Source organism: Actinocorallia herbida (assembly GCF_003751225.1).
Taxonomy (GTDB): Bacteria; Actinomycetota; Actinomycetes; order Streptosporangiales; family Streptosporangiaceae; genus Actinocorallia; species Actinocorallia herbida.
Genome location: NZ_RJKE01000001.1, coordinates 1,416,767 through 1,429,267, shown reverse-complemented (window position 1 = coordinate 1,429,267; position 12,501 = coordinate 1,416,767). Strand labels below are relative to the sequence as shown.

13 protein-coding genes and 1 riboswitch are annotated in these 12,501 nt (G+C 72.6%); of the genes, 7 read left to right on the top strand and 6 right to left on the bottom strand.

Annotated features, from left to right (window positions below; all coding sequences use genetic code 11):
* Positions 1-4: 4 nt before the first annotated feature.
* Entirely contained in the window at positions 5-913 is a 909-nt protein-coding gene (metF, locus tag EDD29_RS06795; RefSeq protein WP_211359583.1) for a methylenetetrahydrofolate reductase [NAD(P)H], read from the bottom strand.
* Positions 914-1,041: 128 nt separating this feature from the next.
* Between metF and EDD29_RS06790 the strand changes: the two genes are divergently transcribed.
* The 3 genes from EDD29_RS06790 (at position 1,042) to EDD29_RS06780 (ending at position 4,505) form a co-directional block, all read left to right on the top strand.
* The gene (locus EDD29_RS06790; protein WP_123663355.1) at positions 1,042-2,094 is read left to right on the top strand and encodes a polyprenyl synthetase family protein; all 1,053 of its coding nucleotides are present in this window, start codon (positions 1,042-1,044) and stop codon (positions 2,092-2,094) included.
* A 135-nt stretch (positions 2,095-2,229) separates the two neighbouring features.
* Complete coding sequence (locus tag EDD29_RS06785) at positions 2,230-3,420, top strand: thiolase C-terminal domain-containing protein (RefSeq protein WP_123663353.1); 1,191 nt, start codon at positions 2,230-2,232, stop codon at positions 3,418-3,420.
* A 176-nt stretch (positions 3,421-3,596) separates the two neighbouring features.
* The gene (locus tag EDD29_RS06780) at positions 3,597-4,505 is read left to right on the top strand and encodes a HEAT repeat domain-containing protein (protein WP_211359582.1); all 909 of its coding nucleotides are present in this window, start codon (positions 3,597-3,599) and stop codon (positions 4,503-4,505) included.
* Between the two features lie 7 nt (positions 4,506-4,512).
* Here the strand turns inward: EDD29_RS06780 and EDD29_RS06775 are convergent, their stop codons facing one another.
* From EDD29_RS06775 to EDD29_RS06760, 5 genes are all read right to left on the bottom strand, one after another.
* Positions 4,513-5,439 carry a serine/threonine-protein kinase gene (locus EDD29_RS06775; RefSeq protein WP_123663351.1) on the bottom strand — a complete coding sequence of 309 codons (927 nt, stop codon included), beginning with the start codon at positions 5,437-5,439 and terminating at the stop codon, positions 4,513-4,515.
* 94 nt (positions 5,440-5,533) lie between these two features.
* Positions 5,534-5,665: a hypothetical protein gene (locus tag EDD29_RS47590; RefSeq protein WP_281280851.1), complete on the bottom strand. Its 132-nt coding sequence runs from the start codon at positions 5,663-5,665 to the stop codon at positions 5,534-5,536.
* 19 nt (positions 5,666-5,684) lie between these two features.
* The gene (thiE, locus tag EDD29_RS06770; RefSeq protein ID WP_246052554.1) at positions 5,685-6,353 is read right to left on the bottom strand and encodes a thiamine phosphate synthase; all 669 of its coding nucleotides are present in this window, start codon (positions 6,351-6,353) and stop codon (positions 5,685-5,687) included.
* A 1-nt stretch (position 6,354) separates the two neighbouring features.
* Positions 6,355-6,732, bottom strand: coding sequence for an Rv2175c family DNA-binding protein (locus tag EDD29_RS06765; protein WP_123663349.1), 378 nt, complete (start codon positions 6,730-6,732; stop codon positions 6,355-6,357).
* Positions 6,733-6,759: 27 nt separating this feature from the next.
* Positions 6,760-7,953: an NAD(P)/FAD-dependent oxidoreductase gene (locus EDD29_RS06760; RefSeq protein ID WP_123663347.1), complete on the bottom strand. Its 1,194-nt coding sequence runs from the start codon at positions 7,951-7,953 to the stop codon at positions 6,760-6,762.
* A 171-nt stretch (positions 7,954-8,124) separates the two neighbouring features.
* Positions 8,125-8,233: riboswitch (TPP riboswitch) on the top strand.
* On the opposite strand from EDD29_RS06760, the gene thiO reads away from it, so the two are divergent.
* The 4 genes from thiO to EDD29_RS06740 all read left to right on the top strand — a co-directional run bounded on the left by thiO (position 8,233) and on the right by EDD29_RS06740 (position 12,472).
* Positions 8,233-9,327: a glycine oxidase ThiO gene (gene thiO, locus EDD29_RS06755; RefSeq protein ID WP_342774477.1), complete on the top strand. Its 1,095-nt coding sequence runs from the start codon at positions 8,233-8,235 to the stop codon at positions 9,325-9,327. (Overlaps the previous riboswitch by 1 nt.)
* Complete coding sequence (gene thiS / locus EDD29_RS06750) at positions 9,324-9,539, top strand: sulfur carrier protein ThiS (RefSeq protein ID WP_123663345.1); 216 nt, start codon at positions 9,324-9,326, stop codon at positions 9,537-9,539. Before thiO ends, thiS begins: the two co-directional genes overlap by 4 nt.
* Positions 9,540-9,542: 3 nt before the next feature.
* Positions 9,543-10,343 carry a thiazole synthase gene (locus EDD29_RS06745; protein ID WP_211359580.1) on the top strand — a complete coding sequence of 267 codons (801 nt, stop codon included), beginning with the start codon at positions 9,543-9,545 and terminating at the stop codon, positions 10,341-10,343.
* A 77-nt stretch (positions 10,344-10,420) separates the two neighbouring features.
* Entirely contained in the window at positions 10,421-12,472 is a 2,052-nt protein-coding gene (locus EDD29_RS06740; RefSeq protein WP_123663343.1) for a Stk1 family PASTA domain-containing Ser/Thr kinase, read from the top strand.
* Positions 12,473-12,501: the final 29 nt, after the last annotated feature.

Below are 12,501 nucleotides of genomic sequence, written 5' to 3'. Positions count from 1 at the left end.
GCCGTCAGACGGCGGCGCGGGGCCGGGCGGCGGCCGCGCCGAGGAGGCCGAAGACCTCGCGGGTGGCCGTCGAGCGGTTCATGGTGATGAAGTGGATGCCGGGGGCGCCGCCCTCCAGGAGTTCCTGGGACAGCAGGGCGCAGTGCTCGACGCCGAGGTTCCGGACGGCCTCGGGGTCGTCGCCGAGGGCGTGGAAGCGCTCGGCGAGGTCGGCGGGGAAGGGCGCGCCGGACAGCTGCGCCGAGCGGGTGATCGTGCTGAGCTGGGTGACCGGCATGATCCCGGGCAGGATCGGGATGTCGCAGCCCTCGGCGGCGACGCGGTCGCGCAGCCGGAAGTAGTCCTCGGCGCGGAAGAACATCTGGGTGATCGCGTAGTCGGCGCCCGCGCGGCACTTCTCGACGAACCTGCGGGTGTCGGTCGCGATGTCGGGCGACCTGGGGTGCTTGTAGGGGAAGGCCGCGACGCCGACGCTGAAGTCGCCGCAGGCGCGGATCATCTTGACGAGTTCGCCCGCGTACTCGACGCCCTCCGGGTGCTTGATCCACTCGCCGTTGGGGTCGCCGGGCGGGTCGCCGCGCAGGGCGAGGATGTTGTTGACGCCGACGGAGGCGAACCTGCCGACGAGGTTGCGCAACTCGGCCATGGAGTGGTTCACCGCGGTGAAGTGCGCCACGGGCGTCAGGGTGGTGTCGGTGGCGATCCGCTCGACGATGTCGACCGTGGTGTCGCGGGTCCCGCCGCCGGCCCCGTAGGTGACGGACACGAATGACGGGTGCAGCGCCTCGACCTCGCGGATGGCCCGCCACAGGTTGAGGAGACCCTGCTCGGTCTTCGGGGGGAAGAACTCGAAGGAGAAGGTCTTCTCGCCGGAGGCCAGAAGCTCGCGGATGGTGGGGCGCGCAGACGTCATGGCAGCAGGGTACCGATCCACATGCTGAGATGGGCAGTCCCGGGACCCGGGTGACCCGACAAGAACAGAGATACAGCAGATACCACAAAAGCACATAAAACGAACGGGCCGCCATTAGGCTGGACGCCATGACCTCCAGCCGCGTCCGCAAAGAGGTCGACGAGGCCCTGTACGCCTTCGTCGACAGGCAGCGCCCCGTCCTCTTGGCGATCACCGAGGACCTCGAGCCGATGCTCTCGGCACTGGACACCCTGCTGTCGGGCGGCAAGCGGCTGCGGCCGGCGTTCGCCTACTGGGGCTGGCGCGGCGCGGGCGGCGTCGACGGGCCCGAGGTCTTCTCCGCGGCGGCCTCCCTGGAGCTCCTCCAGGCCAGCGCGCTGATCCACGACGACGTCATGGACGGCAGCGACACGCGCCGCGGCCAGCCGTCGGTGCACCGCAGGTTCGAGGCGATGCACGCCCGCGAGGGCTGGCCGGGCTCGGCCGAGTCCTTCGGGACGGGCGCGGCGATCCTCCTCGGCGACGTCACCCTCGCCTGGTCCACCGAGATGTACGAGGCGTCCGGCCTGTCCGAGGCGGCGCTCGCGCCCGGTCGGCCGATCTACGACATCATGCGCACCGAGGTCATGTGCGGGCAGTACCTGGACATGCTGGAGCAGGCCCGCGGCACCGGCGACGTGGAGAGCGCGCTCAGGGTCGTGCGCTACAAGGCCGCGAAGTACACCATCGAGCGGCCCTTGCACCTCGGCGCGGCGATGGCGGGCGCGGACGCGGCCTACCTGGAGAGCCTGTCGGCTTACGGCCTCCCGCTGGGCACCGCCTTCCAGCTCCGTGACGACGTCCTCGGCGTCTTCGGCGACCCGACCGAGACGGGCAAGCCCGCCGGGGACGACCTGCGCGAAGGCAAGCGGACGGTCCTGATCGCCCTCGCGATGCAGAGCGGCACCCCCGCCCAGCGCGAGACCCTCAACCACCGCCTCGGCGACCCGGACCTCGACCTCGCCGGCGTCGAGGAGCTGCGCGGCATCCTCACCGAGACCGGCGCGCTCGACGGCTGCGAGAAGATGATCGACAGGTTCGCGGCCGACGCGCACCGCGCCCTCGCCGAGATCGAGCTCACCCCCGAGGCGCGCACCGCCCTCACCGACCTCGCCGTCGCGGCCACCGCGCGCCGCGTCTGACCCGTCCCGCGACGCATCGCGAAGGCCCCGCTCCGGCGGGGCCTTCGGCGTTTCCGGGAGACCGCGCCCGAAACCAAGTAAGCGCTCGCCGACAAGTTATGCTCTGGCCGGATCACGCAAGCGAGGAGGAGCCGCATGGCAGGTCGGGTGTTCGTCGTCGGTGTCGGGATGACCAAGTTCGAGAAGCCGGGGTCCAAGGACTGGGAGTACCCCGACATGGCCAAGGAGGCAGTCGAGAAGGCGCTGCAAGACGCCGGGGTGTCTTACGAGCAGGTCGAGCAGGCGTACGCGGGCTCCGCCTACGGCTCCATGGGACAGCGCGCCCTCTACGAGGTCGGCATGACCGGGATTCCGGTGATGACCGTCTCCAACGCCTGCGCGACGGGCTCGTCCGCGCTCTTCCTGGCCCGCAACGCCGTCCGCGGCGGGCTCGCCGACTGCGTCCTGGCGTTCGGCATGGAGAAGATGGAGAAGGGCTCCCTCGGCGCGGGCATGGCCGCGTCCAAGGTCACCATCGTCGACCACCACCTCAGGGCGATGGTCGAGGGCCGCGGCGGCTGGGAGGCCGCCGCGCCGATGCCGCAGATGTTCGGCAACGCGGGCCGCGAGCACATGGAGAAGTACGGCTCCACCCCCGAGCACTTCGCGTGGATCGGCTGGAAGAACCACAAGCACTCGGTGCACAACCCCTACGCCCAGTTCCAGGACGAGTACACCCTGGACCAGGTGAAGGACGCGCCGATGATCTTCAACCCGCTCACCAAGCTGCAGTGCTCCCCCACCTCCGACGGGGCCGCCGCCGCGATCGTCGCCAGTGAGCGGTTCGTCGAGGAGCACGGCCTGTGGGACCAGGCGATCGAGATCGCCGGGCAGCACATCGCCACCGACACCGTCGACAGCTTCGCCGAGAAGTCCTCGATCCAGGCCGTCGGCTTCGGCTGCTCCAAGCGCGCGGCCGACAAGGCCATGGCCGAGGCCGGGATCACCATCGAGGACGTCGACGTGATCGAGCTGCACGACTGCTTCAGCGCCAACGAGCTGATCAGCTACGAGGCGCTCGGCATGGCCCCCGTCGGCGAAGGCCACAAGCTCGTCGAGGCCCAGGCCACCACCTACGGCGGCAAGTGGGTCGTCAACCCGTCCGGCGGCCTCATCTCCAAGGGCCACCCCCTCGGCGCCACCGGCCTCGCGCAGTGCGCCGAGCTCACCTGGCAGCTCCGCGGCCAGGCCGGCGCCCGCCAGGTCGACGGCGCCCGCGTCGCCCTCCAGCACAACATCGGCCTCGGCAGCGCCTGCGCCGTGGCCGTCTACCGCCCCGCGCGCTAGGCGGACGCCCGCGTCCCGGTCCGTCGAACCCCCGCGGGCCGGGACGCGTCCTAAGAGGAGGAATCACCCGGGAGGTATCGGGCTCAAGGCTCGAAAGCGCCCGATCACCGCGCCGCCGGAGGCGGGGCCGAAGAGCACAGGGGGCAGGGGGCGTGCAGGGCATTTCGCTGTTGCCCGTGGCGGGGACCGACCCGTGGGAGAAGTTCGTCGGGGAGTTCGCGGAGGCGCCCACCGGGTGGCTGCTGGAGGTCGCGCGGACCGGGGATCCGCTGGCGGCCCGGCGGGCGCTCGCGGCGCTGATGGACGTGTACCCGTGGCGGGAGGACGAGCAGACCTGGGCGGAGTCGGTGCTGCGCGGCATGATCACCGCACGGGACCGGCTGCATCCCGGGCTGCTGCTGGCCGTCCTCGAGGTCTACGAGGACATCGCGACCCCGGCCTGCGCGCCCGACGTCCTGGCGCTCTTCCGTCATCCGGAGCCCCTGATCGTCCAGCTCGCGTTCGACGTCCTGGAGGCGGTCGGCGCGAACGCGCTGGCCGCGGCGACCCTCGACGCGGCGCTCCCGCTCATCGAGCACACCCACGCCGACGTCCGGCTCGCGGCCGCCGCCCTGATCGGGGGCCTCCAGGACTGGGAGGGCACTCCCGTCACCGTGCCGGTGCCGCGGCTCACCGGGGCCGTCACCGGCCTCCTCGCGGCCCCGGACCCCGCGGTCCGGCGGCACGCGGCCCGCACGCTGGTGCGCTGGGACCTCGACGGCCTGCGCGCCGACGCCGCCCTGGCGCCCCTGCTCGGCTCCCCCGACCCTGAGCTGCGCGCCGCCGCCGCGGAACGGCTGATCCGCTCCGGCGACCCCGGCGCCTTCGCGCTGCTGCGGGACGAGCTCGCCTCCCCCGGCGTCCACTGGGCGTTCGTGACCGCCGCCGCGCTCGTCGCCGACGGCCTCCCGAGACGCCTGCGCGGGGATCTCCGCAGGCCGCTCAAGGCGCTCAAGGACGCCGGATGGCCCTCGCTCGACCCCGCCGACCGCGAGACCCGGGCGGCCCGGCTGCGCACCGCCCTGCGCGCCGTGGGCCGCTGGTGAGCGGGCGCTAGAACAGCATGCCGCAGACGAACCCGAGGGTGGAGACGACGACGAGCGCGATGATCATGCGGCTGCGGTAGCGCGGGACGCTCTTGGGACGGGCCGCGGGGGCCGCGGGACGGGCCTCGGCGCGGAGGAAGCGCACGATCTCGGGCGCGGTGGGGCGGGCCGCGGGTTCCTTGTCGAGGCAGCGCACGACGAGGCCGCGGAGGTTGCCGCGCAGGGCCCCCAGTTCGGGTTCGCGGTCGGTGATGCGGCGCATGACGGCGGCGGTGGGGCCGGCGCCGAACGGGGGGCGTCCGGTGGCCGCGTAGACGACCGTGGCGCCCCAGGCGAAGACGTCGGACTCCGGGCCGATGTGGAGGTCCTCGACCTGCTCCGGGGACATGTACGCGGGCGTGCCCAAGGGATGGGTGGTCTGCGGGGTGCGGCCGTCGAGGAACCGGGCGACCCCGAAGTCGATGATCTTCGCGCCGCGCGGCCCGAGCACCACGTTGCCGGGCTTGAGATCGCGGTGCACGACCTGGGCCCGGTGGATCGCGGCGAGCCCGACGGCGCAGCGCAGCGCGATCTTGTGCAGTTCCGGCCCCTTGAGCGGCCCGGATTCGGCGACCTCCTCCTGGAGCGTCCTGCCGCGCACGTACTCGCTGACGAGGTAGGGCCGCTCCGCGGTGACCTTGGCGTCCAGCACCCGGGCGACCTGCGGGGCCTCCACCCGGCTCGCCGCGCCCGCCTCCTTGATGAACCTGCCGCGCGCCTTCGGCGAGGCGATGGGCCCGCCCTTGAGCACCTTGACGGCGACGGCCCTCCCCTCCCGGTCCTCGGCGAGGTAGACCACGCCCTGGCCGCCCTCGCCCAGGCGCCCCGTCAACGCGTAGGGGCCGATCTTGCGGGGGTCCTCAGGACGGAGCGGGGCGTCATGCTGGCTCGGCACAGGCGGCGACCTTACGGGGGACGGGGGCCGGAAGCCGAGTTATACCAAAAGGAAAGGGCCCGGAAGGGGGAAATCCCCTCCCGGGCCCGCATCGCTACCAGTGCGGCGGGACGTCTTCGCGCAGGCGCGCGTCGTTGCCCTCGTCCTCGCGCCAGTCTCCCCAGCCTTCCGCCCGCTCGTCGCTGGTGAGGTCGGGCAGGAGCGGCGCCGTGTCTTCGGGGTTCATGTCCTCATTATCGCCCGGCTCAGGCCGAGGCCCGGCCGCCCAGGGCGGCACGGAGATCCACCGCCGCCTTGTGCGGGTCGGGCGCCTCGGTGAGGGCCCGGACCACGACGATCCGGGTCGCCCCCAGCTCCAGGAGCTCCGGCAGGTTCCCCCCGTCGATGCCGCCGATGGCGAACCACGGCCGCCGCGCCGTCTCCGCCGCGGCCCGCACCGGCGCGAACCCCGCCGCCGGACGGCCCGGCTTGGTGGCCGTCGGCCAGACGGGCCCGACCGCGAAGTAGTCGACCTCCGCCTCGGTCTCGGCCGCCTCGACCTGGTCCACCCCGTGGGTGGAGCGCCCGATGAGCATGTCCTGGCCGATGATCCGGCGGGCCGCGGGCACCGGCAGGTCGTCCTGGCCGAGGTGCAGGATGTCGGCGCCCGCGGTGAACGCCACATCCGCCCTGTCGTTCACGGCCAGCAGCGCCCCGTGCCGGTCGCAGGCCGCGCGGAAGACCTCCAGGGCGGCGAGCTCCTGCTTGGCCTCGATGCCCTTCTCGCGGAGCTGGACGATGTCCACGCCGCCGGAGAGCACCGCGTCGAGGAACTCCGGCAGGTCGCCCTGCTCCGGCCGGGAGTCGACGCACAGGTAGAGCCGGGCGGTGGCCAGCCGTGCGCGCAGGGCCACCGCCTTGTCGCTCGGAACCACCTCAGAGCGCCAGGGCCTGGGCGCGGCGCCGCACCTCGGTGCCGCGGTTCTCCCGGAGCGCCTGCACGGGGCTGCCGGGCAGGGTGTCGTCCGGGGTGAACAGCCAGCGCAGGGCCTCGACGTCGTCGAAGCCCGCGTCGCCGAGCAGGGTCAGGGTGCCGGGAAGTCCCTTGATGATCTCCGCGCCCTCGAAGAAGTCCGCGGGGACCTGCGGTCCGCCTCCGACGGACCGGTAGGCGGCGATGAGCTTGCCCTCCTTGACCCACTGCTTCACCCGTCCGGCCGGGAGGCCGAACAGTTTCGCGGCACCGGTCAAGGTGTGCCATTCCCCCACAAGGGAGTCGAGTTCCGGATCGATGTCAACGTGCGTCTTCGTCACGGTTCCGTGTCTACCATCCGGCGGAGGCTACGAAACCGTCAGCACGGCGTTTCGGATGGCTACGGCCGGATCCGCGAGCTTCGTCACATCGATCGGCGTCCCCTGGCCGATGATCCGCCGGGCCTGGACGAGGTCGCGCGGCTTGTCCACGGTGAGGATCGCCTCGAGCCTGTCGCCGAGGACCCAGCAGACCGCCCATTTCCGCTCGGAAGGGTCGCCCCGGAAGATCATCTTCTCGGCGCCCGCCTGGTGCCCGGCGAACTGGACCATCCGCCCGAACTGTTCGGACCAGAAGTAGGGCGCCTCGTCGTAGACGGCCTCGGCGTCGCCCAGCAGGGCGGCGACCGCGACCTCGGGGGCGTTCAGCGCGACGTCCCAGTGCTCGACCCGCATCCGCCGCTCGTACCGGCCCGACCACCAGGCCGCGCAGTCGCCGACCGCGACGATCTCCGGTCGGGAGGTGCGCAGGGACCCGTCCACGACGATCCCGCCCACTCGCGGATCCAGCTCCAGCGCGTCGCCGAGCCAGCCGAGCGCGGGCCGCACCCCGACGCCGACGACGACCGCGTCGGCGTCCAGGAACTCCCCGCCGACGAGCGCGACCCCGCCGTCCTCGATCGAGGCGACCTTGACGCCGCAGCGCAGCTCGACGCCCGCCTCGGCGTACCAGGGCACGGTCAGCGCGCCCAGCTCGGTCCCGAGCGCGACGGCCACGGGGGTCTCGGCGGCCTCCAGGACGGTCACCCGGCAGCCGAGCTTGGCCGCGCTGGTCGCGACCTCGGCGCCGATCCATCCGGCCCCGACGACGACCACGCGCGCCCCGGAGACGAGCAGGGGACGCAGCTCCAGCGCGTCCTTCATGGTCCGGATGACGTGCTGGGGACCCGGCCCAGGCAGCCTGATGGGATCCGCGCCCGTGGCGATCACCAGACCGTCGTAAGTCAGGTCGCCGGCCGTCGTCTCCAAGACGCGTTCGTCGGCCCGCAGCCCCGTGGCGGTGACGCCGAACCTGACGTCGCAGTCCAGCGCGTCCCAGGCGGCGTCGACCGTGGTGTCGTCGCTGTCTCCGGTGAGGACCGCCTTGGACAGCGGCGGCCTGTCGTACGGGAGCACCTCCTCCGCACAGACGAGGGTGAGCGCGCCCGTGTACTCCCTGGCCCGCAGCGCCTCCACGGCGCGCACTCCGGCGAGACCGCCGCCGACGACGATGACCCGTTCCATGCAAAACCCTCCACGACACCCACAGACCGGCCTCGGGACCGGATGACGGCCGTTCGCCGGATCCAGTCATAGCCGGACCGGCAAGGTGCCGCCACCATAGCCGTCGCGAAGAACGGCGTTCTGCACAGGGATGCCGGATATCTCATGATTGCTGCTCAGGGCATACGCTGGTGGCGAAGGCACGGGAGCCCCCGCGGGGGCTGAGAGGGGAGCGCGCGGCTCCCGACCGTAGGAACCTGATCCGGGTCATGCCGGCGAAGGGAGCGAACGCGCTTGATCGTGATCATCGGAGCCGGGGTCGTCGGCCTCGGCATCGCCTGGCGGGCGGCCCAGCGGGGCCTGTCCGTCACCCTCGTGGACCCCGCGCCCGGGTCGGGCGCGAGCCACGTCGCGGCCGGGATGCTGACCCCCGTCGGCGAGCTGCAGTACGGCGAGGAAGACCATCTGATGCTCGGCATCGACTCGCGCGACCGCTACCCGGCGTTCGCCGCCGAGCTGCGCGAGCTGACCGGGATCGACGTCGGCTACCAGCGCGAGGGCAACCTCTCGGTCGCCTACGACGGCGACGACCTCGCCTTCCTCCGCGACCAGCACGAGTTCCAGGCGTCCCTGGGCCTGCGCACCGAGCTCCTCACCGGACGCGAGTGCCGCGGGCTCGAGCCGATGCTCGCCCCGTCCGTGCGCGGCGGAATCCTCGCGCCCGACGACGGCAGCGTGGACCCGCGCAAGGTCCTCGCCGCCCTTCTCCAGGCCTGCGCCGACGTGCCCATCGTCCGGCAGCGCGCGCGGGAGATCGTCGTCGAAGGCGGCCGCGCCAAGGGCGTCCGGCTGGAGGACGGCACGGTGCTGGCCGCCGACCAGGTCGTCCTGGCCGCCGGGAGCTGGTCGGGCGGACTCGACGACCTGCCCGTCCGGCCCGTCAAGGGCCAGATCATCCGGCTGCGCTCGCCGCGGCCGTTCCTCACCCGCGCCACCCGCGGCCTCGTCCAGGGCTTCTCGATGTACCTCGTGCCCCGCCCCGACGGGGAGCTGGTCGTCGGCGCCACCCAGGAGGAGCTGGGGTTCGACGGCCGGGTCACCGCGGGCGGCCTCTGGGAGCTGCTGCGCGACGCCCGCGCGCTCTTCCCGGGCGTCACCGAGCTGGAGTTCGCCGAGGTCAAGGCGTCCTTCCGCCCCGGCTCCCCCGACAACGCCCCGATCCTCGGCCGTTCGGGGACCGAGGGCCTGGTGTACGCCACGGGCCACTACCGCAACGGCATCCTGCTCGCCCCGCTCACCGCCGACGCCGTCGCCGGGGTGCTGGCGGGCGGGGACCTGCCCGAGGTGGCCCGCCCCTTCACCGCAGCCCGTTTCGCCCCCGTGGAGACCCGATGAGAGTGCACGTCAACGGAGACCTCCGCGACCTCGCCGCCGGCACGACCGTCGCCGACGTCGTCGCGGGCACGGCGGGGCGGAGCGCGGCCGCGGAGGGCCGCGGGATCGCGGTGGCGCTGAACGACGAAGTGGTGCGGCGCGCGGCATGGCCCGCGACGCCGGTGAACGAGGGCGACCGGGTGGAGATCATCACCGCGGTCCAGGGAGGCTGAACGTTGGACGCGCTGGAGATCGCCGGAGAGAAGCTCGGCTCGCGGCTCATCATGGGCACGGGCGGCGCCCCGAGCATGCACGCGCTGGAGGAGGCGCTGCTGGCCTCGGGCACGGCCCTGACCACGGTGGCGATGCGCCGGGTCGACCCGGCGGCCAAGGGCTCGGTCCTGGAGCTGCTCGACAGGCACGGGATCCGGGTGCTGCCCAACACCGCGGGCTGCTTCACCTCCGGCGAGGCGGTCCTCACCGCGCGCCTGGCCCGCGAGGCCCTGGGCACCGACTGGGTGAAGCTCGAGGTCATCGCCGACGAGCACACCCTGCTGCCCGACCCCATCGAGCTGCTGGACGCCGCCGAGCGCCTCGTCGCCGACGGGTTCAAGGTGCTGCCGTACACGAACGACGACCCCGTCCTGGCCCAGCGCCTGGAGCAGGCGGGCTGCGTGGCCGTCATGCCGCTGGGGGCGCCGATCGGGTCGGGCCTCGGCATCCGCAACCCGCACAACATCGAGCTGATCGTGGAGCGCGCGGGCGTGCCGGTCGTCCTGGACGCCGGGATCGGCACCGCGAGCGACGCGGCGCTGGCGATGGAGCTGGGCTGCGACGCGGTGCTGCTGGCGACCGCGGTCACCCGCGCGCGCAGGCCGGCGCTGATGGCGACGGCGATGCGCCACGCGGTCGAGGCGGGCCGCGCCGCGCGTCTGGCGGGGCGGATCCCTCGGCGGCATCTGGCCCAGGCGTCGTCGGCGTTCGACGGTCTGGCGACTTCGGGCCACCCGACCAGCAGCGATCAGGACAAAGCATGATCACAGTTCCAGAACGGGTGAAAACGTAGTCCCGCAGACCGATGAGACCGGGTCCGATTCGCCCTTAGACTGCCCGGATGGACGCGACAGCTGTGGATCCTCTCGTCGGGCGAGTGCTCGACGAGCGTTACCGCATCGAGTCGAAGGTGGCCAAGGGCGGAATGGCCACGGTCTACGTCGGCCGTGACTCGAAGCTCGACCGGATCGTCGCCGTCAAGGTGATGCACGCGCACCTGGCGCAAGACGACCAGTTCGTCCGGCGGTTCATGGGCGAGGCGAAGGCAGCGGCCGCGCTCTCCCATCCCAACGTGGTCGCCGTCTACGACCAGGGCACCGACGGCGCGTACACGTACCTCACCATGGAGTACCTGCCCGGCAGGACCCTGCGCGACCTCCTCGACGAGCGCGGCCGCCTCCCGGCCCGCGACGCCCTGGGCATCATGGCGCCGGTCCTGTCCGCGCTCGGCGCGGCCCACCGGGCCGGGCTGATCCACCGCGACGTCAAGCCGGAGAACGTCCTGCTGACCCGCGACGGCCAGGTGAAGGTCGCCGACTTCGGGCTGGCCCGCGCCGAGACCGACAGCAAGCAGACCAAGACCGGCATGATCATCGGCACGGTCGCCTACATGGCGCCCGAGCAGGTGATCGACGGCCGCGCCGACGCCCGCTCGGACGTCTACGCCGCGGGCATCCTGCTGTTCGAGCTGCTCACCGGACGCCAGCCGCACCAGGGCGACACCCCGCTCTCGGTGGCCTACGCGCACGTCAACGACCCCATCCCGCTGCCGTCCCAGCTCGTGCCCGACATCCCTCCGCGCATCGACGCGCTGGTCATGTCGGCCACCGCCAAGGACCCGGCCGGGCGGCCCATGGACGCCGGCCACTTCTACGCGCTGCTCGCCGACCCGAACCTCCCGCTGCCCGCGCCGGGCTCCGCGGGCGTGCCGGGCCTGGCGATGCGCAACTCCGGCGAGCAGCCCCGGCCGCCGGCGCAGGGCCCGTACCACAGCGGCCCGCACACCGGCCCGCAGGGCGGCGGCGGTCCCGACGGCGCCACCTCGGTCTTCCAGCAGACGGGCACGGACAACCGGACCTCGGTCCTGCCCGGCGGCGCGCCCAACCACACCGCGGTCCTGCCCCGCGGCGAGGAGCCGCCGCGCGGGGAGGACGTGCTGCTGCTCGACCGGATCATGCACTTCGTCACCGGCAGGTTCGTGCTGCTGACGCTCGGCCTCATCGCCTCGATGGTGCTCGGCTGGGCGGTCTGGTACCAGGTGTCCGGCAAGTACGACCATGTCCCGGAGATCATCGGGGTGTCCCAGGAGGACGCCACCCGCACGCTCAGCTCCGACGGCATCCAGTACGAGATCGCCGACCAGCGGGTCTTCTCCGACGAGGCGCCCAAGGGCACCGTCGCGGCCGTCACACCGGGCGAAGGCGCCAAGATCCAGCCGGGCGTCAAGGTCGTCCTGACCCTCTCCAAGGGCCTCACCCCGATCGAGATCCCGGACGTCGCGGGCAAGTCCATGGACGACGCGCGCGAAGAGCTGAAGGCGTTCAAGGTCAACGAGGAGGAGCGGGCGTCCAGCGAGCCGGAGGGCATGGCCGCGGGCACCGACCCCAAGGCGGGCACGAAGCACTCCCCGGACGAGCCGATCACGCTGTACGTCTCCAGCGGCCTGGCGATGCCCGACATCGTCGGCAAGGCCAAGGACGACGCCTACGGCCAGCTCGACGCGATCAAGGCCAAACTGGACGGCAACTTCAACGTCAACGAGGTCGAGCAGAACGACCCGGGCAAGCCGGACGGCACGATCCTCTGGCAGGACCCGAAGGCGGGCACCGTCCTCGCCCCCGGCTCGACCGTGACCATCGGGGTCAACAAGCGCGACAACTGCTTCCTCGAGCAGGTCAACCCGTTCTGCAACGACGACCAGCCCGACGCCAACGGCAACGTGCTGATCCCGCACCTGCTCGGCAAGACCGTCGACGAGGCCAAGGCGGAGCTGGAGCGGCGCGGCTTCGTCGTCGTCGTCAACGCGACGGTGAACAGCGGCCGGGTGCTCAACATGAACCCGGGCGGCGGCAACCGGGTGCCCAAGGGCACCACGATCACGATCATGCACTAGCGCCGTCCCGCGCGCGGGGCCGGTCCTGT

What these genes read in the sequence shown, in the direction of transcription:
- EDD29_RS06760 (WP_123663347.1), bottom strand. Translation starts at nt 7,953, where the DNA reads ATGGAACGGGTCATCGTCGTCGGCGGCGGTCTCGCCGGAGTGCGCGCC.
- metF (WP_211359583.1), bottom strand. Translation starts at nt 913, where the DNA reads ATGACGTCTGCGCGCCCCACCATCCGCGAGCTTCTGGCCTCCGGCGAG.
- EDD29_RS06740 (WP_123663343.1), top strand. Translation starts at nt 10,421, where the DNA reads ATGGACGCGACAGCTGTGGATCCTCTCGTCGGGCGAGTGCTCGACGAG.
- EDD29_RS06785 (WP_123663353.1), top strand. Translation starts at nt 2,230, where the DNA reads ATGGCAGGTCGGGTGTTCGTCGTCGGTGTCGGGATGACCAAGTTCGAG.
- thiS (WP_123663345.1), top strand. Translation starts at nt 9,324, where the DNA reads ATGAGAGTGCACGTCAACGGAGACCTCCGCGACCTCGCCGCCGGCACG.
- EDD29_RS47590 (WP_281280851.1), bottom strand. Translation starts at nt 5,665, where the DNA reads ATGAACCCCGAAGACACGGCGCCGCTCCTGCCCGACCTCACCAGCGAC.
- EDD29_RS06790 (WP_123663355.1), top strand. Translation starts at nt 1,042, where the DNA reads ATGACCTCCAGCCGCGTCCGCAAAGAGGTCGACGAGGCCCTGTACGCC.